This is a genomic window from Gaoshiqia sediminis (genome assembly GCF_025907915.1).
Taxonomy (GTDB): Bacteria; Bacteroidota; Bacteroidia; order Bacteroidales; family Prolixibacteraceae; genus Gaoshiqia; species Gaoshiqia sediminis.
On sequence record NZ_JAPAAF010000008.1, the window covers coordinates 1 to 21361 of the forward strand.

Below are 21361 nucleotides of genomic sequence, written 5' to 3' on the forward strand. Positions count from 1 at the left end.
TAGAGCCAATTAATCGGGGAAATACCCGCGAATAATTCCTCGTTTCGAATCTTTTACAAACAGCAGGATTTCATCACGTTCAGGAGTGGCTGCCATTTCGGCTTCAATAATTTCGATCGCCTGGGTTGTATTCAACCCTTTTTGATAGATATAGCGGTAAATATCCTGAATCTCGCGGATTTTATCATTGTTATAGTTTCTCCTGCGCAGACCGATAGAGTTGATACCCACGTATGAAAGCGGCTCACGTCCGGCTTTGATAAACGGGGGAACATCCTTACGGACCAGAGAACCACCGGAAATCATCACATGGGTGCCTACCCGGACAAACTGGTGAATGGCACTCATTCCTCCAATGATTGCCCAATCATCAACCGTAACTTCACCGGCAAGCTGGGTACTGTTTACCAGGATTACGTTGTTTCCAACGATACAGTCGTGAGCGATATGAACATAGGCCATGATCAGGCAGTTGCTCCCGATAACCGTTTTACCCCGGGCAATGGTACCCCGGTTTACGGTTACGCATTCACGAATGGTGGTATTGTCGCCAATTTCCACGGTTGTATATTCTCCTTTGAATTTCAAGTCTTGGGGGACAGCACCAATCACGGCACCCGGGAAAATCCGGCAATTTTTGCCAATACGTGTTCCTGGCAGAATCGTGGCATTGGAGCCAATTCGCGTACCTTCCCCGATAACGACATCTTTATCAACGGTAACAAATGGTTCGATCACCACATTATCAGCCACCTGAGACTCGGGATGTACGTAAGCTAATGGTTGTTTCATCTTATAATTGTTTTCAATCGTTTTTAAGCTTTTACAATCTGGGCCATGAATTCGCCCTCAGCAACAATGGTTTTACCCACAAAACACAAACCTTTCATATTGGCGATGCCCCTGCGGATAGGACTGGTGAGTTCCATTTTAAAAATGAGTGTATCGCCCGGTACTACTTTTTTGCGAAATTTCACGTTGTCAATCCGGATGAAATAAGTCGAGTATTTTCCTTCCCGGTTGTGCAATACGTAAAGTCCGCCACACTGAGCCATCGCTTCCACGAGCAAAACTCCGGGCATAACCGGCTCGCCGGGGAAATGCCCCTGAAAGAACGGTTCATTTACGGTTACGTTTTTCACACCGACAATATGGTCATCAGTCAGTTCAATAATTTTATCGACCAACAAGAACGGAAAACGATGTGGCAAGAATTTTTTAATGACGCAGACATCCAGTACCGGTTCCTTTTCCGGATTGTATTCCGGGGCAGCGGTTTTTGATTTGCGTTGTTGAATTTCCTTTTTCAATAATTTGGCAAATTCGGTATTTACCTTGTGCCCTGGTTTGGTAGCAATAATACGCCCTTTAATACGCATACCGGCCAGACTGAGGTCGCCGATCACATCAAGCAGTTTATGGCGGGCACATTCATTGTCGAACTGAAGGTCCAGGTTATTCAAGATACCTTTTTCTTTGCTTACCTCTACCCGATCGTGATTGAACAGTTTCGCCAACCGATCCATCTCCTCCTGTTCCACTTCACGGTCCATGATAACAATGGCATTGTCCAAATCGCCACCTTTTACCAGGTTATTTTGAAGCAGGAATTCCAGCTCGCGAAGAAATACAAATGTTCGGCAATTAGCTACCTCTGTTTTAAAATCACGAATGGAGTCCAGTGAGGCAAATTGGTTGCTGAGCACGCTCGAATTGAAAGATATCATCACATTCAACCGGTAATCATCATCCGGAAGGGCAATTATTTCGGACCCGGTTTGGGGATCTTTGAACGCCATTTTTTCCCGGATTACCAGATATTCGCGAAGGGCATTTTGTTCTGTTATTCCTGCTTTCCCGATCGCATCAACGTAAAACCGTGAACTGCCATCGAGTATCGGCATTTCCTGATTGTCAACTTCAATCAATACATTGTCGAGGTCCATCCCCACAATGGCCGCCAACGCATGTTCGATGGTACTTAGCCGGGCTTCGCCTTTGGCAATCACCGTTCCTCGCGAAGTATCTACGACCAGCGAAGCATCAGCCTCGAGGACCGGTTGGCCATCCAGATCAACGCGTTTAAATTTGATTCCATGATTTTCGGGAGCCGGTTTAAACACGGCATTTACCAAACAACTGGTATGTAAACCTTTACCGCTAAGGGAGAATTCCGTAGCTAAAGTCTTCTGTTTCTCTGTCATCTTCACTTCTGTATCCGAAGCTATTCTTCGTTCAATTTTGATTTCAATTCCTTAATCTCTTTTTGAAGCTCAATCAATTGATCGCGCATTTCGGGTAAGCGGCGGTACACCACGTATGTTTTCAAAGCCCTGTCGTGGTCCATGGCCGGTGCTCCCAGAACGGTTTTCCCGGCCTTAATGCTATTTGAAACGCCAGCCATAGCGCCAATTTTTACACCATCACCAATCGTGATATGACCGGCAATGCCAACCTGACCGGCAAACATACAGTTTTTGCCCACTTTGGTCGATCCGGCAATACCGGTTAGGGCGGCCATGACCGTATTTTCACCCACTTCGCAATTATGTGCAACCTGGATCAGATTGTCCAATTTTGCTCCTTTTCGGATAATGGTGGAGCCCATCGTGGAGCAATCAATGGTGGTATTAGCTCCAATTTCCACATCATCTTCGATAATAACATTGCCCACTTGCGGAACCTTTTTGTAAGAACCGTCTTCGGTTGGTGCAAAGCCAAAACCATCTGAGCCGATTACGACACCAGCATGTATTATGCAGTTGTCGCCAATAACCGTATCATCATAAATCTTAGCGCCAGCATATATAATGGTATTGCTCCCGATTTTTACATTACTGCCGATAAATACCTGCGGATAAATCTTTGCCTGTTTGCCAACAATCGCTTTTGCACCCACATACGCAAATGCGCCCACGTAAATCCCGTCTCCAATTGTAGCCGAAGAATCGATATAGGAAGGTTGTTCGATACCTGATTTTTGCATCTTAGCTTGCTGGTACATTTCCAACAGCGAAGCAATGGACTGGTAAGGATCATCAACCCGGATAAGGGTACAGGAAACCGGCCGTTCCGGAACAAAATTCCGGCTCACCAGTACAATGGAAGCTTCCGTTTCGTAGAGGAACTTTTCATACTTGGGATTAGCCAAAAAGGCCAAAGTCCCTGGTTTCCCTTCCTCTATTCTGGAAACATTGCTTACGCTGATATTCTCATCGCCCTCAACTGTACCATACAGAAAATCAGCGATATTAATTGCTTTAAACTCCATAAATTATTCTCTTGGCGCCGTGCAAAAATAGGTTTAAATTACTTAATGTCCAATTCTTTCGGATAACAGATAAAATATTTCCTCACCGACTGGGACAAACTGGACAGGTTAATATCGGTGGCTTCGTTGATCTCGCTTACTTTCCCGTTTTTAAATAAGATATTGATCTGATCATCACCGGCTGCATAGGCGCTGTTGGTGATTGAATCATGGACCAGAAAATAATCCACATCCGTTTCATCTACCCCAAAATGCAGGCGTATTTTTTCTCGAAGGGTGCGAACAGAAGCTTCCGAAAAAGGTTGCTTACTGATTTTTATCCGGTACAGCTTCCGGTTGATCAAACATCCGGACAGATAAGCCAGTATCGGATCTTCCTCGTATTGCCATTGCTTAATGGAAGCAAACAAATCGCTGTCGTCCAAACTTGCGAAAATCGAAAGTAATGAACGGCCCTGAAAAGCTTGCCCGGATAAAAAATGGTCAATTGTAATTCTATTCTTAAGAAAAACCTCTAGTTCGGGGGTAGCAAAAAGCCGCTTGCCTCTCATCACCAACTCTTTGGCTCGCTTCAACACATTCACCAGCAGGTACTCGGCCGATAGGACCGTTTTGTGCAAATACACCTGCCAATACATCAGGCGGCGCGATATCAGAAATTTTTCAATGGAATAAATTCCCTTCGCTTCAATCACCAGTTCGCCCCGACGCACATTCAGCATCTTAATAATACGGTCAGAGCCAATAACCCCCTCCGTAACGCCCGAAAAGAAACTATCGCGTCTCAGGTAGTCCAGGCGGTCAACATCCAATTGACTAGCCACCAGTTGGTGAAGAAATTTTTTGGGGTATTCGTTTTTAAATATCCGAATGGCCAAATCCAGCTTGCCATTAAACTCACGGTTCAGATCCTCCATAAGCATGGCCGAAATCTCCTCGTGCGAAATGCCGTCAACAATAGAATGTTCAAGCGCGTGCGAGAAGGGCCCATGCCCAATATCGTGCAAAAGAATGGCGGCAGTAACCGCTTCAGCTTCATCACGGGTAATCTTCACCCCTTTCAACTGCAAAACCGAAATTGCCGATCGCATCAGATAAACGGCACCAACCGCATGTTCGAACCGGGTATGGTTAGCGCCCGGAAAGACAATACACGACAAGCCCAGTTGCTTTATCCTTCGTAATCGCTGAAAATACGGGTGTTCAATTAAATCAAAGATTAGTTCGGATTGGATGGTGATAAACCCGAAAACCGGGTCGTTAATAATCTTTTTCTTATTTGTTTTCAAGCTGTTCGGTTGTCTGTTCAAAAATATAGACGCAACAAAAATATAAAACTTTTTCATTTCAGGCGGTTTTGCCCGAAAGTCAGCCTGGTGCAAGCGACTTTTTCCTGAGAATCATTTATTTCCATATTTTGTGGTTTGAATAGATTTTCTTATTTTTGCGCTGACAATTAAACACAAACCGCTACATAGGGGACCTGAAGTCCCCTATTTTATTAGCCGTGTATTATGATCGACCGGAATAAAATAATCCAATTAATTGAAGATAAACTGACTGACGACCAGTTTATCGTGGAGGTTGAAGTCAGTCCGGCAAACCAGATTTCGGTACTGCTCGACAGTGAAACAGGTATTACCATTGACCACTGCGTACAAATCAGCCGGCAAATAGAACACAATCTTGACCGCGAAGCCGAAGATTTTGAACTTCAGGTTTCGTCAGCCGGACTGGGACACCCGTTCAGGGTACAACGCCAGTTCCTTAAAAACATTGGGCAAGAGGTTGAAGTCGTATTGAAAAATGGTCAAAAACTGGAAGGCATCCTGAAACAAACCGACGAAAACGGATTTGAGCTGGAAACCACCAAAGCCGAAAAAGTAGAAGGCAAAAAGAAAAAAGAATTGGTAACTCAGTTACACCGAATTTCGTTTGACGAAGCAAAAACAGTTAAAAACATTATAAAATTCTAAAAACCGGGGCAAGATGGATAATATTAATCTAATCGATACCTTTTCCGAATTTAAGGACCTGAAAAACATTGACCGGGTCACTATGATGAGTGTTTTGGAAGACGTATTCCGGAACGTGTTGCAAAAAACATACGGCACCGACGAAAACTTCGACATCATCATCAACATCGACAAAGGCGACTTTGAAATCTGGCGAAACCGGATCGTAGTAGAAGATGCCGAAATTTCGGACCCAAATACACAGATCACGCTGACGAACGCCAAAAAAATTGATGAAGACTACGAAGTTGGCGAAGAAGTTACCGATGAAGTGAAGCTTAAGGATTTTGGAAGACGGGCGATTTTGAACCTGCGCCAAAACTTGGCCAGCCGGATCCTTGAACTCGAAAAAGACCATATCTACAACAAATACAAGAACAAAATCGGTGACATTGTAACCGGCGAAGTTTACCAGGTGTGGAAAAAGGAAATCCTGATCCTGGACGACGAAGGTAATGAACTGATCCTGCCCAAACAGGAACAAATACCCACCGACTATTTCCGGAAAGGTGATGCCCTGCGCGCAGTAGTTTACAAAGTGGAACTGCGGAACAACAATCCGCTGATCATCCTGTCGCGCACCTCGCCGGTATTCCTCGAACGCTTGTTCGAACTGGAAGTCCCCGAAATTTTCGACGGACTGATTACCATTAAAAAGATTGTTCGTGTACCCGGCGAACGCGCCAAAGTGGCCGTAGAATCATACGACGAACGAATTGATCCCGTAGGCGCCTGCGTTGGGATGAAAGGATCCCGTATTCACGGCATTGTTCGCGAACTGCGGAACGAAAACATTGACGTGATCAACTATTCGTCTAACCTGCAACTTTTTATCCAGCGGGCACTAAACCCGGCCAAAGTTTCCTCAATCAAAATACACGAGGACACCAAACGAGCTGATGTTTACCTGAAGCCCGACGAGGTTTCGCTGGCCATCGGGAAAGGCGGCCTTAATATCAGGCTGGCCAGCCAACTGACAGGTTACGAAATTGATGTTTACCGCGAAATGGCAGCTGACGATGAAGACGTTAACCTGGATGAATTTGCCGATGAAATTGAAAGCTGGGTAATCGACCAACTTAAGTCGATTGGACTTGACACGGCCAAAAACGTACTGAGCATGAGCCGGAACGACCTGATTAAACGCACCGACCTGGAAGAAGAAACCATCGATGAATTGTTACGCATCCTTCGATCGGAGTTTGAGTAAGTATTAAACTAAAAATAACCTTTCGCCTGTCAGGTTTTAAATAAATTGAGTAAAATTGCATGATTTTCTCAACAACGCTTAAAGAAGATTAAAAAAACAGATTGGGTATATGACAATTGGCAACAAAAATACGCGACTTAGTAAGGTAGCACGAGACTTTAACGTTGGACTTTCAACCATTGTAGAATTCTTGCACAAAAAAGGATTCGATGTTGATACTGATCCAAACACAAAGATTTCGGAGGATGCCTATCACCTGCTCGAAAAAGAGTATAAAAGTGATATCAGCCTCAAAAAAGAATCAGAAAAGATCAACCTGAAAAGCCAGCGTACAAAAAAAGAAACAATCACTCTGGACGACCTGCACGAGGAACCGGACACTTCGGATGAAGAAGAGGATGATTACTCGGCGGACGAAATCCGTATAACCGATTTGAGCAGCTCAAAAAGCGACATCATTTCGTCAAAGCACCCAAAACCTCACGCCCCGTCTGAACAAGTTGAAAAAACGCATGCTCCACAGATTGAAAAACCCAAAATTCTGGGGAAAATCGATCTGGACAACCTGCATAAAAAGAAAGAAGAAGCTCCGAAAGCAGCCGAAAAGCCTATAGAGGAAGCTCCGAAAGAAAAAGTTCAGGTGATCAAAAAACAAGCAGAAGTTCCCCAACCGGAACCACAAGCTCCTAAAGCGGAAGAAAAGAAACCAACCGAAGAAGAACCAACCGAAGAAGGCGTGGCAACAAAACCGGCAGAACCGGAACAAATGCCAACCAATATTCCTAAAGTTGAAGAAGTTAAGGTAGTTGGGAAAATCGACCTGTCCACCCTGAACCAAAAAACACGCCCGGCAAAAAAGACAAAAAAACAAAAAGAAGACGAGCGCCGCGAACGTGAAAAACAAAAAAGACCAGCACCTCAGGAGCAACCAACCACTCCGGAAAGTCAGGAAATAAAAACACGGGTAAATAAATTGTCCGGCCCAACGGTTGTTGGCAAGATCGACCTGCCCGAAAGAAGACCTGTTGCCTCATCCAGCGATGATTCGGCACAAAGCCAGAAGAAAAAACGCCGTCGTATTCAAAAGGATGCAAACGGTCGTATCAACGTAAGTAAACCGCAGCAACCTGGCAGCGGACCTCAAAGGCAGGCTCCTCAGCAGGCTGGTAAAGGTAAAAAGCGGGTAATCAAGAAAGAAGTCAGTGAAGAAGACGTTCAAAAGCAAATCAAAGACACGCTGGCCCGGTTAACCTCGACCAAAGGAAAATCCAAAGGATCAAAATATCGTCGTGATAAACGACATGCCGCCAGCGAACGAGCCGCTGCAGAACACGAAAAACAATCTACCGAGAAGAACATACTCAAGGTAACCGAATTCGTATCGGTTTCCGAATTGGCAACCATGATGGATGTCGGTGTCAACCAGGTCATCGCCTCATGTATGAGCCTTGGGCTGTTCGTGTCGATCAACCAACGGCTCGATGCCGAAACCATGTCCGTTGTAGCCGATGAATTTGGCTACAAGGTAGAATTTGTAAGTGCCGACATTTTGGAAGCCATTGAAGAGCATGAAGACTTGCCCGATAAAGTACATCCGCGCGCCCCTATTGTTACTGTAATGGGGCACGTTGACCACGGTAAGACTTCGCTTCTCGACTACGTCCGAAGCACAAATGTAATTGCAGGTGAAGCCGGGGGAATAACCCAGCACATTGGCGCTTACCACGTGACCCTCGAAGATGGCCGTCATATCACCTTCCTGGATACTCCGGGGCACGAAGCGTTTACCGCCATGCGCGCCAGGGGTGCTCAGGTAACCGACATTGCTATTATCATTGTGGCGGCCGACGACGATATCATGCCGCAAACCAAAGAGGCCATCAACCATGCCCAGGCTGCTGGTGTGCCTATCGTGTTTGCTATCAATAAAATTGACAAACCCGGCGCCAATCCGGAGAAAATTAAAGAAGGACTGGCCAATCTCAACTTTCTGGTTGAAGAATGGGGTGGAAAATATCAGAGCCAGGACATTTCAGCCAAAAACGGTACCAACGTTGCCGAGTTGCTTGAAAAAGTATTGCTCGAAGCCGAAATGCTGGAGCTGCAAGCCAATAAAGACAGACGTGCTACCGGTACTATTGTTGAATCATCACTCGACCGCGGTCGTGGTTATGTTGCCACCATGCTGGTTCAAAACGGAACCTTGCACCAAGGCGACATTGTGCTGGCCGGTCAGTATTACGGACACGTAAAGGCCATGTTCAACGAACGGAACCAGCGTATCCAGGAAGCCGGGCCTTCTGAACCGGTTATCATCCTTGGATTGGACGGTGCGCCGCAGGCCGGTGACAAATTCAACGTGCTTGAAAACGAGCGCGAAGCCCGCGTGATTGCCAATAAACGCGAACAACTTTCACGCGAACAAGGGCTCCGCACCCAGAAACATATTACGCTGGATGAAATTGGCCGCCGTATTGCTATCGGCAACTTCCAGGAGCTGAACCTGATTGTGAAAGGTGACGTGGACGGTTCAATCGAAGCCTTGTCAGATTCATTGATCAAGCTATCGACCGAAGAAATTCAGGTGAACGTAATCCACAAAGCAGTTGGCGCCATTTCCGAATCGGACATTATGCTGGCAACCGCTTCCGATGCCATCGTGATAGGCTTCCAGGTACGTCCTTCTCTGCAAGCACGCCGCCTGGCTGAAAAAGAAGAAGTCGATATCCGCCTGTACTCCATCATCTATGATGCCATCAACGAAATCAAATCGGCGATGGAAGGGATGCTTTCTCCGGAAATCAAGGAAGAAATTACGGGTACAGCCGAAGTACTCACCGCTTTCAAAATTACGAAAGTGGGTACCGTGGCCGGATGTATTGTCCGTGACGGAAAGATTTTCCGCTCGTACAAAGCGCGGATCATTCGCGATGGAATCGTTATCTACACCGGAGTACTTGGATCGCTGAAACGCTTTAAGGACGACGTGAAAGAAGTAGCCAAAGGCTATGAATGCGGGTTGAACATTGATGGGTACAACGATATCAAAGAGGGCGACATGATCGAATCGTTCCACGAAATTGAGGTAGCCAAAACGCTGTAAGAAATACCTTAAAACAGATATAGAAAAATCCGGCCATTGAGCCGGATTTTTTATTTTGAACAGTAAGCTCTCAGGGAAAAACCACACGATGTTTAGCAACAAAAATCCCCGAAGTATGCACTCCGGGGACATTTTATCGATCTAAGAATCTCTTTAGGTTAAGCTTCGAGCATTGCCTTATAGGCAGCAGCGTCCATCAGGTCGTTCAGTTGCGACGCATCATCCATTTTTACCTTAATCATCCAACCATCTCCATAGGCATCTTTGTTGATCAGCTCCGGGCTGTCTTCCAACGCTGGGTTAAGTTCAAGCACTTCGCCACCAACCGGCATAAACAAGTCCGAAACTGTTTTAACAGCTTCAACAGTACCAAAAGTTTCACCCATTGCCAGGGTTTCCCCAACTGTTTCAATTTCAACAAAGACAATATCACCCAGTTCGCCCTGAGCGAAATCGGTAATGCCAACCACTGCGACATCACCCTCAACACGAACCCATTCGTGTTCTTTTGTGTACTTTAAGTTTTCAGGCAGATTCATAATTGCAAGTTTCGTTGTATTTTTTTCAAATGTAACACATTTTTTCTAAACAAAAATTTAACGAATGGCAGGCAAAAGTATTTTAACGGAAGTTTCTTATTTTGCACCCAAATTCAGGAAAATCATGCTATCCATACAAGTCAATTCGGTAGATGGGCTGAAGCAGGCCGCCAAGCAACTTTTAGAAGTTTTTCAAGATGACCGTATCTTTGCCTTTTACGGCAAAATGGGCGCCGGAAAAACAACTTTCATCAAGGCGTTGTGCCGTGCTATGGGATCGGTTGACAACATCACCAGCCCCTCTTTTGCCCTGATAAACGAATATGACACAGCAGGCGATGAAAAAATTTTCCACTTCGACTTTTACCGCATCAAAGATGTAGGTGAAGCTCTCGACATTGGGTTTGACGATTATATTTACAGCGGCCAGTATTGTTTTATGGAATGGCCCGAAAAAATTGAACCCTTGCTCCCCGAAAACCTTGTAGAAGTGCATATTGAAGAAATCTCGCCCACGGCCCGACAGATAAAAGCTTTCCGGCTTTAGGACGTTTTGATTATTGCCACAGAAAGAGTAACTTGGACGACCAATCCATCGGTAAATGACAGAAAAAGAACATGCCCCGGAACTGGCAACCTTGTTTGTCCCCAAAGAAGAAATGCTGGAAATCCGCCGAAAAGGAAAGAAAATCACCATCGGCATCCCTTCCGATTTTTCGAAGGTGGAATTCCGGATCCCGCTGACGCCTGAGGCTGTTGAACTGCTCGTTTCCTATGGCCACGAAATCTATATAGAAACCAATGCCGGAAAGGCTGCCAATTACACCGACGAAGAATACCGGAAAGCCGGCGCCGTGGTGGTCGATAAAAAAGCCGAAGTTTTTCAGTGCGACATTGTTTTACGTGTTTCCCCATTTGACCAGGATGAAATTGAACTGCTCCGAGGCAACCAAACCCTGATTTCGAACCTGCAGCTACACACTCATTGCAGCGAATCGATCCACAACATGATGCGGAAAAAGGTAACATCGATTGCCTACGAGTACATGGAAAACGAAGAAAACTGCTTACCGGTTGTGCGGTTGATGAGCCAGATTTCGGGTGCAACTGCTATCACCATTGCCAGCGAATACCTGAGCAATTCCCGCAACGGGAAGGGGGTTCTGCTGGGAGGGGTCACCGGAATTTCCCCCACCGAGCTGGTAATCCTGGGAGCAACCACAGCTGCCGAATTTGCTGCCCGGGCGGCACTGGGACTGGGGGCTACCGTGAAAGTTTTTGACAACAACATCTTTGAATTACGCCAACTGGAAGAACGGCTCGGACAGCGCATTTTCACGTCGGTGCTGTACCCAACTGTTTTAAAGAAAGCATTAAAATCGGCCGATGTGGTTATGGGAGCCATGTCGTTCAACTCAAGCCCCAAATTCCGGGTTTCGGAAGAAATGGTACAACGAATGAAAAAGGGATCCGTGATTATCGACCTGAATATCAGCCAGGGAGGTTGTTTCGAAACAAGTCAGTGCACCGATCTGAACAATCCGACCTTCGTGAAACACGGAATCGTTCATTACTGTGTACCCAACATGTCGTCGCTTGTTGCGCGAACAGCTTCCATTGCGCTCAGCAATGTACTGACACCAGTTATTATCTCCATTGGCGAAATTGGCGGTATTCAGAACTACATCAAAAATTCGAAAGGATTCCGGAGAGGTATTTACATTTACAACGGAATTCTTACCAACCACGATCTGGGTGAAAAACTCAACCTGCAAGCCAAAGATATCGATTTATTGTTGGCCGTATTTTAGTGCGCCAGGATCATCATGGAAACCGGAGGAACCGACACCGTATTGGTTTCCAGCCGCTGCATACCCCGCAAATCAATCAGATCTTCTAAGGCCAGTATCGTCCAGTGTCCATTCTGCGGCAGCTCAACTTCCACTTCTGTTTCCCTGGCATTAAAAATCAGCTGCATGCTCCTCCAATCATATTCGTTAACCACACAGTCAAGACCATACGAAACAACACCAACTTGATAAACCGGCGAAAATATAAGGTGCCGGTGAATATCTGAAGCTGATCGAAGCCGAAAGCCGGGAAAGCTTTTCCGTAATTCAATCAGTTTTTTAATGTATAAGAAAACATCCTGATATTCCTTTTTGCGCGACCAGTCCAACTGATTAATCTTATCCGGGGATTTATATGAATTGTGATTTCCGTACTTGGTCCGGCAAAATTCCACCCCCGCATGTAAAAAAGGAATTCCTTGCGAAGTAAGCACCAGTGCCACTGCCAGCATGTGCATCCTTTTAATCCGTTCAGGCGCTACTTCCGGGCAACTCTGTTTAAGCTTATCAAATAAGGTATAGTTATCGTGACAGGATACATAATTGACACACTGCCACGGCTCCTGCGCCCAGGCATAGGACGAACTTTCAACATAACTGTAAACAATTTGCGGATGATAACATGCAGCAGCGATGCCAAATTTGATAGCTTCTTCGTGCAGTGTTTTGCCGTTTACAAACCCTTTTCCGTTACCATCAAAGTTGTTCCCTTTCAGTGCATCCCGAAAGTCGTCATTAAAGCAAGCCACCCGGTCGAGTTGGGAAACATTCGCCTTCACGGCCCGATACTGCTCCGCCAAAGGGCTTTGATCAGCCGTCCAGCCTTCGCCGTATATAAGAATACCCGGTCGCAGCAGATCCAGTGCAGCGCGAATTTCATTCATCGTCTGCGTGTCGTGAATCCCCATCAGGTCGAAACGAAACCCATCGATGTGAAATTCGGTTGCCCAATAACAAACGGAGTCAACCATAAATTTCCGGACCATGGCACGTTCGGAAGCAATCTCGTTTCCGCAACCGCTGGCATTCGAGAATCCACCGCTCCGGTTTTGACGGTAATAATACCCCGGCACCGTTTGGTTGAACCATGACCGGCGTGTGTAGCCTGTATGATTGTACACAACATCCATCACCACACCAATTCCGGCATCGTGGAGGGACAACACCAACTGTTTAAATTCGGTAATACGCGACGTGTTTTCCGGATTGGTAGCATAACTGCCCTCCGGCGTATTATAATTCAACGGGTCATAACCCCAATTGTATTTTTCATTCGGGTGAAGTTCATCCACCGAAAAAAAATCGGCTACGGGAAGCAAGTGCACATGTGTTATTCCAAGCTCTTTCAGGTGACTGATACCTGTTGCCAATCCTTCGGGACTGCGAGTCTCTGCTTCCATAAAAGCCGAATATTTTCCCTTGTTTGTCATTCCCGATCCTGGAGCTATCGAAAAATCGCGTATATGCAATTCGTAAAGAATGGCATCCACCGGGTTTTCCAGTACGACCGGTTTGTCGCTCTCCCAACCTTCGGGATTTGTTTCTTCCGGTCTGAAAAAAAGGCCACGTTTACCGTTTCCTCCGACCGCTCGGGCATCAACCCCCGGCGTTTCGTTCAGCCAATCGCCATCATTCACCCGAAAGGTATAGTACAGACCTGCAAGATCGCCATCCAATTCAAGTTTCCAGCAACCCTGTTCCGAGGGCACGAGTTCATCAATCCGAATGGGGGTACCGCCATGGCTTTGCCTGTAAACCAGGAACTGAACCGCCTGGGCCGTGGGCGTCCAGATTTTAATACTGGCTCCCTTTTCGGTAAGGAAAACGCCAAGATCATTGCCGCCATAAAACGGGAAAGTTGAAAAATCGATATGGTTAAATTTCCAGTTGCGCATTATGAAAACAAACTTTTACGAAGCGTGATATACCTGGACGTATATTTTCGTCCGTGGGTATCCTGTACAATTACTTTTGCCCAGTAATACGTAGCCAGACTGCGATCGTGTTCATGAAAAACCCCCAGGTTGATGTGAAGTTCATGGGTTTTACCTGCCTCCAGGTAAAGCGGATAAATTACGTACCGGTCCATCCCCTTCAACTTAAACTTACGGACCGACCATAACTTACGGAACATCAGCACCGGTGCTTGAACGTCGACGTCTTTCCGCTTATTGTTTTTTACCCGCATTGTTAAAGTTCGTGGGCGATATTTCCGGTCCTTCAGCAACTCAACCCTTAGCCTGCCAAAGGAAAAAAGGGAACGACTTTTCGTGGTAGCCGCTTTTTCCTTCCGCAGTTTGCTCAACAGAAACAATACCAGGGGCAAGGCCAGTATGATCAAAATAATCACCAGAAGCTTGCCGGGTTCGGAGCCAACTTCAGTTTGAGCATAGGAGAGTGCGGGAAAAAAAAACAGGACCAATAAAAAAAGGTTCTTCATGTTAACAGCTTTTGCCTGTAAAAATAAAAAAAGTACGGTGTCATGACACCCGTGTTAACACTTTACCAAAAAGAAAATCACCGTATTCCAATCCATTGAACCGGCTAAAAATTGAGCGTGTCCTTCAGGTTTTTATAGCCCGATTTGCTCACCTTCAGTTTAGTCTTGTCTTTCAAGATGACCAGGTAGGACTCTTTTTCGTACTGCTGGATTTCGGCAATGTGGGCTACATTTACGATGTAGGAGCGGTGAATGCGAATGAAGTCATTCGGATCGAGGTTGGTTTCGAAGAACTTCATGGTCTTTTGCTTCATGTGCCGTCCATCTTCTGTGTAAAGCATCACATAATCGTCAAGTGACTCAATGTAACGAATTTGACCCGTCAGAATGATGCTGATTTTGTGCCGGTCCTTCACTACCACGCGGTCTAAATAGCGACCGGTGGAAAATTCGCTGAGACGCTCCAGTTTTTCGGCGTTATTTTCCTGGTTGGCCACCCGGCTGGCTACCTTGTCAATGGCTGTAAGCAACCGATCTTTGGAAAAAGGCTTGAGCAAATAATCAACCGCATTAAACTCGAACGCTTTCAGGGCAAACTGGTCATATGCCGTGGTGAAGATAATTTCGGGTTTGTGGTCAAGCAGTTGCAACATCTCGAACCCGGTGATCTTCGGCATCTGAATATCGAGAAAAACCAGGTCGGGCTTGAGTTCATTAATTTTTTGGACACCTTCGAATCCGTTTTCGCATTCGCCCAGCAAATTGATTTGGGGATGATCTTTCAGGTATGATTTCAGCAGGTCGCGAGCCAGTTCTTCGTCCTCAACAATTAAAACATTCAATTTATCGCTCATGGTTTTTATTTTTTAGGGAGCATTAATTCAACCTTATAGCTTGTCCGGTCATCGGTAACCCGAATCAGGTTGGGATTTCCATAAATCAACTCCAGACGCTGCCTGATATTACGCAGGCCGATCCCTTCACCTTTGTTTTTTACCGATTCCGGATCGTAATCGTTTTCGATGGTCAGATGAAAATAAGCCTGTTCGGGCCTACAGGACACGCGTATGGATACAGGGCTTGTGGCTTCGTAAACGCCGTATTTAATGGCATTTTCAAACAAGGGTTGCAGGATCATATTCGGAATCCGGGCTTGCAGGCAGGCTTCTTCAACCTCAAAAACAGGGAGCAGCTTCTTTCCAAACCGAACCTTCTCAATCCCCAGGTACAGCTTGATATTTTCCAGTTCTTCGAGCAACGACACCGTTTCGTCGCGGTTATGCTGCAAGGAGTAACGCATGAAGGCAGACAAGTTAATCACCATTTCCTGCGCTTTTTGAGGATTGCTGATGGTTAACGAAGAGATGGAGTTCAGACTATTGAATAGAAAGTGCGGATTAATTTGAGATTTAAGTGCGTTCAACTCGGCATCACGAACCAGTGATTTCAGTTCGGCTTCGCGTTTAATTTTTTCTTTTAACGAATCGTAATATCCTAATGCATAGAAAAAAACCACATAGCCGGCATACATTAAATAGCCAGCCAAGATATTGGACGGAAGCGCCTTATAGAAATTATCCAGATAAATTTCGTTTACCATTCCCACCGCAATAAAACCCATGTAAAGCCAGATTGCATTGAGAATTGATGCCGCAACCAAGTGGAACATGACATTCCACAGCCAATCATTTTCATTCAATCCGTTGTAGCGGATCAAGTACCAAATACTGGCGCCAAGAATAGGATACAACAGGAAAAGATGCACGGATTCCAGCAAGGACGCTTCCATGCCCATATTGTTCCAAAAGGCTTGCAGCAAACTGTTGCCCAGCCCCATTACCAGCCAAAACAGCCCGTAATAGAGAATCAATATCCGGTTATTAAAAAACGGGTGCTTCACTCGTTCAGGTAATTATCGGTTATTATTTTGTGCTGAAGATCTTTTATACATGTTTTATTTCCACACCGCCAAACGCCGTAATTCCCTTAATGACAATTGTTTTTGACGGATCATAATTGCCGGTTTGGAATGTATCGCCGCGTTTGTCGGTAAAAGCGCCGAAAATGGTAGTCACCTCGTTGCGCACATTCCAGTCGAGCGGCACTTTCAGGCCGGTCCCTCCAAAAATGCAGATACAGTCGATAATAGCACCTTGCGGGGCCAATTGCGCCTTGCGAAAGTCATATTCAATGCCCCCGAAGATTGACGTGGAGCGTCCGCCTTTCAATTCCTGCGAGTTGATAAATATCTCGCGTCCTCCAAAGATGACAAAATCATCGAACTGGTCAATCGACTTGTCCGCAGGTCCCTGCTCAATTTGCCGGGTACAGCCTTTCTGCCTGTACAACAACGCCACGCCAATGGCAACCAACACCAACGGCCAGTAGATGCGCCGCACCTCGCGCGGAACAACCACCAGTTCGGGTAGGATGAAAAACCCGCCAATTGCAATCAGTACTACCCCACCCACACGGTTTCCGGCAAGCAAGGAAAAAATTCCGATCGCGATTAACAGCATTTGCCATGAAATCAGTAAATCAGCAATTCCCCAGGGAATAATATTTAGCCGCTGCAGAATCAGGATACCCCCGATAACAATCAGCACAACCCCCAGGTAAAAACGTTTATTTCCTCTTTGTTCCATAATCTAGTATCATTCGTTGGCAACAGTTACACGCTGCCGTTCCGTTCCCGAATTTAAAAATAATCCACAAAAGCACACCATCTTTTCGCACGCCGCTTATAAAAGCTTTGTCAAAAGAATGATCCCGACAATAATCAGCAAAACGGGGAAGAAAATGATAGCCAAAATACCGGGTATTATCAGATGTGGCATAAAGAGCAACACGGCAAGTACCAACAAAAAAATACCAATTCCACGATGACCGATGACCAGCAGTACACCGGCAATCAGCAAAAGAACCGGCAAGCCAAATGTCCAGGCATGGACACGAAAAATTGTAAATACACCGGCAATTGCATGACGAATAGACTCCACAGCCGGGAAACCAAGTTGCCAACCAAATTCTTTCAAGATCCAAAGCAACCCGACAATGATCAGGATAGTGCCTAAAAACGAACCGCCCCGCCTCTTTTCCGGGTTGGATTGCGAACCATATTGCCTGCTATTTTGCTGTCTTTCCATGATTTTACGTTCTAATGAATTCGAAGTAAAGCTAACACTTCCGCCAAAAACAGACGAAAACAGATCGGTTAACGGAAGTGATTCATCGGTAAGACCAACATTCATACGAATCAGGCAAGGGCCTGCCAAATCGAAAAACCGGTAACTATCGGTTTTTACCAGTCGGGACGATCCTGGATAAAAGTTCAATTTGATTTTAAAACAGGAAAAGAGGTTATCCAAAAACGATTTTTGAATAACCTCTTTCAAAACAGGATTAGGACCACGTTCTTACGAACAGTGTGTTGTTTCTCGCAAAACTTGCTGTACTATTTATGTTTGTGCTTGGCCCAGGTATCGCGTAGTTGTGCGGTCCGGTTGAAAACCAATTTTTCTCCGCAGCTGTCCAGGTCAACATTAAAATAGCCCAAACGCTCGAACTGAAACGAGTCCAATGGCTTGGCTCCCTTCACAAACGGCTCGATATAACAATCGGGAAGTACCTGAAGCGAATCCGGGTTCATGAAATCTTTGAAATCGACATCTTTGTGCCCATCGGGTTCTTCATCCGTAAACAAGCGGTCGTAGAGGCGCACTTCTGCCTTCACATTCTCAGTAGCCGACACCCAATGCAAGGTTGCTTTTACTTTTCGCCCGTCGGGTGAATTTCCGCCGCGGGAAGCCGGATCGTACGTGCAGCGCATCTCGATAACCTTACCGGTTTCATCTTTCACCACTTCGTTGCAAGTAATAAAATAGGCGTAACGCAGGCGCACTTCGGTCCCCGGCGAAAGCCTGAAAAATTTCTTCGGCGGGTTTTCCATAAAATCATCGCGCTCAATATAAAGCTCGCGGGTGAAGGGCACCTGGCGCGTACCGGCTTCGTGGTTCTCAGGGTTGTTAATAGCTTCCATCTCTTCAACCTGACCTTCGGGATAGTTGGTAATAACCACCTTCAACGGATCGAGCACACCCATCACACGTTGAGCATGTTTGTTCAGGTCTTCGCGTACACTGTGTTCCAGCAAAGCGACATCAATCACGCCATCCACTTTGGTAACACCAATGCGGTCGGAGAAATTACGGATCGATGCCGGAGTATAACCACGGCGGCGCAGCCCCGAGATAGTGGGCATACGCGGATCGTCCCAGCCGGTAACATGCTTGTCTTTCACCAGTTCCAGCAGCTTGCGCTTGCTCATCACCGTGTATGTCAGGTTCAAACGGGCAAACTCAATTTGCCGCGGACGGTAATCGCTGTCCATCAGCTGGTCGATAAACCAGTCGTACAGCGGGCGGTGCACTTCAAATTCCAGGGTACAGATGGAATGGGTAATGCCCTCCCAGTAATCGCACTGCCCATGGGCAAAGTCGTACATAGGGTAAATGCACCATTCGTCGCCGGTACGATGGTGCGGGGTTTTCATGATCCGGTAAATGATCGGGTCGCGCATATGCATGTTGGGCGAAGCCATATCAATTTTGGCACGAAGGACGCGGTCTCCTTCATTAAATTCACCGGCTTTCATCCGCATAAAAAGGTCGAGGTTCTCTTCAACTGAACGGTTCCGGAAAGGGCTTTCCATTCCCGGACGGGTTGGTGTACCTTTCTGGCTACTGATGGTTTCGGCATCCTGATCGTCCACATAAGCTTTGCCATCGCGGATCAGTTTCACGGCAAAGTCAAACAGCTTTCCAAAATAGTCGGAGGCATAAAACTCGCGGTCACCCCAGTCAAATCCAAGCCAGCGCACATCTTCCTTGATCGAATCCACATACTCGGTTTCTTCTTTGGTGGGATTGGTGTCATCAAAACGCAGGTTGGTCAATCCATTGTATTTCTGAGCAGTCCCAAAATTCAGGCAAATCGACTTGGCATGTCCGATATGCAAATATCCATTGGGTTCAGGCGGGAAACGGGTGTGCACCCGGGCCCCGTTCTTTCCGGCTTTTATTTCCTCTTCAACTATTTGATGAATGAAATTTTTCTTGACCACCATTTCTTTTTCAGGACTACTTTCGCTCATATAACTCAGTTGTTAAATTTACAGTACAAATAAAAACACATCTCAACATCTTAGATAGTCGTAAAAAATCAAGATTTAAGATGATGTTTGTCCATCTGCCGGATTGCCGGCCCTCTTTGAATAGTTTCGGGCAGAGGTTCTTTTTGGATTAGCACAAAAGTATAAAATGATTCAGCATAAAAGGATTTCATCCCCAACAAAATGACCACCTGAAAAAGAAAAATTAATTTTACAGGGCAATAACCCTCAGTAATTTTAACCTCAAAAAAAAGAAAGATGTCCGGACTAATTGAAATTGAAGGAATGGAATTTTATGCCTATCACGGGCACTACCCGGTGGAGAAGCAAATTGGCAACCGGTTTATCGTCTCGGTACAACTGATAACTGACTGTGAAAAAGCGGGACGAACAGACCGGTTGGAAGATGCCTTAAATTACCAATCTGTTTATGATCTGATTAAGCAAGAGATGGCCCGGCCTTCCGATTTGCTGGAGCATGTATGCACCCGGATTCTGGATGCGCTCTATACCCGTTTTCCAACGCTGGAGCAAGCAACCATCAAGCTTTCGAAGATGAATCCACCCATGGGCGGACAAATCGGAAAGGTGAGCGTAAGTTTAACACGGTAATAAAATCGTTGCACGGGTTGTTGCAAAGCTGGAAAATTTATCTAAATTTGCAGTCCCGAAAAACAAGGTCGGTTGGCCGAGTGGCTAGGCAACGGTCTGCAAAACCGTGTACGGCGGTTCGAATCCGCCACCGACCTCAACCTACGAAAAAAGCTGTTCCGCAAAAGAACAGCTTTTTTCTGCTTATATCAGCCAATCTAAAATTTCCGCTATTTCCAAGGCCACTTCACACATTCTTTCACCTCGGGAAAAAGAACATAATCGGCTTTTCCTTTTAGTGCAAAGGTCTGAATATTCGGCAATCCCAAGGCAGAGATGGCTTGTTGCATGGTTTTCCCGGATACGGAAACATCATCCACCAACAGTATTTTTTTGCCATTCAGATCTTGGCCCGGCGCCAATCCCCGAATGATCAACGGTTCTTCGCGCTGTGGCGTATTTGTTTCGTCACGGTAGTTCAAGGTGATTATTTGAAGGTCACATTTCAGGTGAAAAGCCACCAGGCTGGCAGCCACCACCCCCCCGGTCCCGATGCCAATCACCAGATCCACCTCCGGCAGATCCTGCTGCCTCAGTCTTTCGCTAATTTCCTGAAAAGAAAGCGGGACCATCTATTTTTTTATTTTCAGCAATACGAAGTTAAACATGGCCAGAACCAGGATTCCGGGAATGCCAACTACGATGGCGCCCATCCAGAACACAAACAGGGAAGTAATCACGCCCAAAACGCTCATGAGCAAGGCTGCCACCAATGAAGCGCCAATAAAAGCCAACGGGGCTGCCAGGAAGCTTACAATCCGGACATCCTTCAACCAGCTGACCAACAGCACAAAAAGAACAACTTCCACACTCATCGTGAGTACCATTTCGGGGGCTGGCCGACCAAGAATCAGGTAGTTGAGCAATGGGGCCGCCAATCCGGCAATCAGGGCAACATGTTTACGAAAAAAGAATACTGCCACCAATGGGGCTAAAAATATTGGCAGGAACACTTTACCGGCCAGGTTGCCACCAATATCCGGCAACAGGTGGACCAAAAACGGAATCAACATGGTTGCGCCAAGCACGATAAGTGTTTCGACAACCTGAATTTTTTCGATGCGAAAAGCGCTGACTGGATTATTCATATCTCTATCGATTTAGTAGAATAA

Annotated in this window: 20 protein-coding genes and 1 tRNA gene; 7 read left to right on the forward strand and 14 right to left on the reverse strand. The window is 46.0% G+C overall.

All coding sequences use genetic code 11. The features are described from left to right. Positions 1-9: 9 nt before the first annotated feature. The 4 genes from lpxA to N2K84_RS07735 are packed head-to-tail and all read right to left on the reverse strand — an operon-like array spanning position 10 to position 4617. Positions 10-792 (reverse strand): acyl-ACP--UDP-N-acetylglucosamine O-acyltransferase, encoded by a 783-nt coding sequence (lpxA, locus tag N2K84_RS07720; protein ID WP_282591216.1) that lies wholly within the window; start codon positions 790-792, stop codon positions 10-12. A gap of 23 nt (positions 793-815) precedes the next feature. Then, complete coding sequence (locus N2K84_RS07725) at positions 816-2204, reverse strand: bifunctional UDP-3-O-[3-hydroxymyristoyl] N-acetylglucosamine deacetylase/3-hydroxyacyl-ACP dehydratase (RefSeq protein WP_282591217.1); 1389 nt, start codon at positions 2202-2204, stop codon at positions 816-818. A 20-nt stretch (positions 2205-2224) separates the two neighbouring features. Next, on the reverse strand, positions 2225-3271 hold the full coding sequence (lpxD, locus tag N2K84_RS07730; RefSeq protein ID WP_282591218.1) for a UDP-3-O-(3-hydroxymyristoyl)glucosamine N-acyltransferase: 1047 nt from the start codon (positions 3269-3271) through the stop codon (positions 2225-2227). Between the two features lie 38 nt (positions 3272-3309). After that, positions 3310-4617 carry an HD domain-containing protein gene (locus N2K84_RS07735; RefSeq protein ID WP_282591219.1) on the reverse strand — a complete coding sequence of 436 codons (1308 nt, stop codon included), beginning with the start codon at positions 4615-4617 and terminating at the stop codon, positions 3310-3312. Positions 4618-4785: 168 nt separating this feature from the next. Here N2K84_RS07735 and rimP point away from each other — a divergent pair, with 168 nt between their 5' ends. The 3 genes from rimP to infB all read left to right on the forward strand — a co-directional run bounded on the left by rimP (position 4786) and on the right by infB (position 9599). Further along, a complete protein-coding gene (gene rimP / locus N2K84_RS07740; protein ID WP_282591220.1) occupies positions 4786-5247 on the forward strand; it encodes a ribosome assembly cofactor RimP in 462 nt (153 codons plus the stop codon). 13 nt (positions 5248-5260) lie between these two features. After that, complete coding sequence (gene nusA / locus N2K84_RS07745) at positions 5261-6496, forward strand: transcription termination factor NusA (protein ID WP_282591221.1); 1236 nt, start codon at positions 5261-5263, stop codon at positions 6494-6496. A gap of 109 nt (positions 6497-6605) precedes the next feature. Next, positions 6606-9599 (forward strand): translation initiation factor IF-2, encoded by a 2994-nt coding sequence (gene infB / locus N2K84_RS07750; protein WP_282591222.1) that lies wholly within the window; start codon positions 6606-6608, stop codon positions 9597-9599. A gap of 158 nt (positions 9600-9757) precedes the next feature. Here the strand turns inward: infB and gcvH are convergent, their stop codons facing one another. Continuing rightward, positions 9758-10138, reverse strand: a complete 381-nt coding sequence (gcvH, locus tag N2K84_RS07755) for a glycine cleavage system protein GcvH (protein WP_282591223.1) — start codon at positions 10136-10138, stop codon at positions 9758-9760. Between the two features lie 64 nt (positions 10139-10202). Between gcvH and tsaE the strand changes: the two genes are divergently transcribed. Then, positions 10203-10685 carry a tRNA (adenosine(37)-N6)-threonylcarbamoyltransferase complex ATPase subunit type 1 TsaE gene (gene tsaE / locus N2K84_RS07760; protein ID WP_282591224.1) on the forward strand — a complete coding sequence of 161 codons (483 nt, stop codon included), beginning with the start codon at positions 10203-10205 and terminating at the stop codon, positions 10683-10685. A gap of 55 nt (positions 10686-10740) precedes the next feature. After that, entirely contained in the window at positions 10741-11949 is a 1209-nt protein-coding gene (locus N2K84_RS07765; protein WP_282591225.1) for an alanine dehydrogenase, read from the forward strand. Here N2K84_RS07765 and pulA read toward each other — a convergent pair. From pulA to N2K84_RS07800, 7 genes are all read right to left on the reverse strand, one after another. Continuing rightward, positions 11946-13883 (reverse strand): type I pullulanase, encoded by a 1938-nt coding sequence (gene pulA, locus N2K84_RS07770; RefSeq protein WP_282591226.1) that lies wholly within the window; start codon positions 13881-13883, stop codon positions 11946-11948. The two genes, N2K84_RS07765 and pulA, sit on opposite strands and share 4 nt — an antisense overlap. After that, complete coding sequence (locus N2K84_RS07775) at positions 13883-14428, reverse strand: hypothetical protein (protein ID WP_282591227.1); 546 nt, start codon at positions 14426-14428, stop codon at positions 13883-13885. The genes pulA and N2K84_RS07775 overlap by 1 nt, the downstream gene beginning before the upstream one ends. Before the next feature lie 104 nt (positions 14429-14532). Then, positions 14533-15282 (reverse strand): LytR/AlgR family response regulator transcription factor, encoded by a 750-nt coding sequence (locus tag N2K84_RS07780; RefSeq protein WP_282591228.1) that lies wholly within the window; start codon positions 15280-15282, stop codon positions 14533-14535. Positions 15283-15287: 5 nt separating this feature from the next. Beyond that, positions 15288-16328: a sensor histidine kinase gene (locus tag N2K84_RS07785; protein WP_282591229.1), complete on the reverse strand. Its 1041-nt coding sequence runs from the start codon at positions 16326-16328 to the stop codon at positions 15288-15290. A gap of 43 nt (positions 16329-16371) precedes the next feature. Then, positions 16372-17073, reverse strand: a complete 702-nt coding sequence (locus N2K84_RS07790) for a LiaI-LiaF-like domain-containing protein (protein ID WP_282591230.1) — start codon at positions 17071-17073, stop codon at positions 16372-16374. Between the two features lie 96 nt (positions 17074-17169). Continuing rightward, complete coding sequence (locus tag N2K84_RS07795) at positions 17170-17763, reverse strand: hypothetical protein (RefSeq protein ID WP_282591231.1); 594 nt, start codon at positions 17761-17763, stop codon at positions 17170-17172. A gap of 119 nt (positions 17764-17882) precedes the next feature. Continuing rightward, positions 17883-19580 (reverse strand): glutamine--tRNA ligase/YqeY domain fusion protein, encoded by a 1698-nt coding sequence (locus N2K84_RS07800; protein ID WP_282591232.1) that lies wholly within the window; start codon positions 19578-19580, stop codon positions 17883-17885. A 276-nt stretch (positions 19581-19856) separates the two neighbouring features. Here N2K84_RS07800 and folB point away from each other — a divergent pair, with 276 nt between their 5' ends. Next, positions 19857-20210: a dihydroneopterin aldolase gene (gene folB / locus N2K84_RS07805; RefSeq protein WP_282591233.1), complete on the forward strand. Its 354-nt coding sequence runs from the start codon at positions 19857-19859 to the stop codon at positions 20208-20210. A gap of 66 nt (positions 20211-20276) precedes the next feature. Then, positions 20277-20347, forward strand: a tRNA-Cys gene (locus tag N2K84_RS07810). 72 nt (positions 20348-20419) lie between these two features. On the opposite strand, the gene N2K84_RS07815 is transcribed toward N2K84_RS07810, so the two are convergent. Together N2K84_RS07815 and N2K84_RS07820 are read right to left on the reverse strand one after the other, a co-directional pair. Continuing rightward, positions 20420-20821, reverse strand: coding sequence for a phosphoribosyltransferase (locus tag N2K84_RS07815; protein ID WP_282591234.1), 402 nt, complete (start codon positions 20819-20821; stop codon positions 20420-20422). Beyond that, positions 20822-21337 (reverse strand): hypothetical protein, encoded by a 516-nt coding sequence (locus N2K84_RS07820; RefSeq protein WP_282591235.1) that lies wholly within the window; start codon positions 21335-21337, stop codon positions 20822-20824. Positions 21338-21361: the final 24 nt, after the last annotated feature.

What these genes read in the sequence shown, in the direction of transcription:
- lpxA (WP_282591216.1), bottom strand. Translation starts at nt 792, where the DNA reads ATGAAACAACCATTAGCTTACGTACATCCCGAGTCTCAGGTGGCTGAT.
- N2K84_RS07725 (WP_282591217.1), bottom strand. Translation starts at nt 2,204, where the DNA reads ATGACAGAGAAACAGAAGACTTTAGCTACGGAATTCTCCCTTAGCGGT.
- lpxD (WP_282591218.1), bottom strand. Translation starts at nt 3,271, where the DNA reads ATGGAGTTTAAAGCAATTAATATCGCTGATTTTCTGTATGGTACAGTT.
- N2K84_RS07735 (WP_282591219.1), bottom strand. Translation starts at nt 4,617, where the DNA reads ATGAAAAAGTTTTATATTTTTGTTGCGTCTATATTTTTGAACAGACAA.
- rimP (WP_282591220.1), top strand. Translation starts at nt 4,786, where the DNA reads ATGATCGACCGGAATAAAATAATCCAATTAATTGAAGATAAACTGACT.
- nusA (WP_282591221.1), top strand. Translation starts at nt 5,261, where the DNA reads ATGGATAATATTAATCTAATCGATACCTTTTCCGAATTTAAGGACCTG.
- infB (WP_282591222.1), top strand. Translation starts at nt 6,606, where the DNA reads ATGACAATTGGCAACAAAAATACGCGACTTAGTAAGGTAGCACGAGAC.
- gcvH (WP_282591223.1), bottom strand. Translation starts at nt 10,138, where the DNA reads ATGAATCTGCCTGAAAACTTAAAGTACACAAAAGAACACGAATGGGTT.
- tsaE (WP_282591224.1), top strand. Translation starts at nt 10,203, where the DNA reads ATGGCAGGCAAAAGTATTTTAACGGAAGTTTCTTATTTTGCACCCAAA.
- N2K84_RS07765 (WP_282591225.1), top strand. Translation starts at nt 10,741, where the DNA reads ATGACAGAAAAAGAACATGCCCCGGAACTGGCAACCTTGTTTGTCCCC.
- pulA (WP_282591226.1), bottom strand. Translation starts at nt 13,883, where the DNA reads ATGCGCAACTGGAAATTTAACCATATCGATTTTTCAACTTTCCCGTTT.
- N2K84_RS07775 (WP_282591227.1), bottom strand. Translation starts at nt 14,428, where the DNA reads ATGAAGAACCTTTTTTTATTGGTCCTGTTTTTTTTTCCCGCACTCTCC.
- N2K84_RS07780 (WP_282591228.1), bottom strand. Translation starts at nt 15,282, where the DNA reads ATGAGCGATAAATTGAATGTTTTAATTGTTGAGGACGAAGAACTGGCT.
- N2K84_RS07790 (WP_282591230.1), bottom strand. Translation starts at nt 17,073, where the DNA reads ATGGAACAAAGAGGAAATAAACGTTTTTACCTGGGGGTTGTGCTGATT.
- N2K84_RS07800 (WP_282591232.1), bottom strand. Translation starts at nt 19,580, where the DNA reads ATGAGCGAAAGTAGTCCTGAAAAAGAAATGGTGGTCAAGAAAAATTTC.
- folB (WP_282591233.1), top strand. Translation starts at nt 19,857, where the DNA reads ATGTCCGGACTAATTGAAATTGAAGGAATGGAATTTTATGCCTATCAC.
- N2K84_RS07815 (WP_282591234.1), bottom strand. Translation starts at nt 20,821, where the DNA reads ATGGTCCCGCTTTCTTTTCAGGAAATTAGCGAAAGACTGAGGCAGCAG.
- N2K84_RS07820 (WP_282591235.1), bottom strand. Translation starts at nt 21,337, where the DNA reads ATGAATAATCCAGTCAGCGCTTTTCGCATCGAAAAAATTCAGGTTGTC.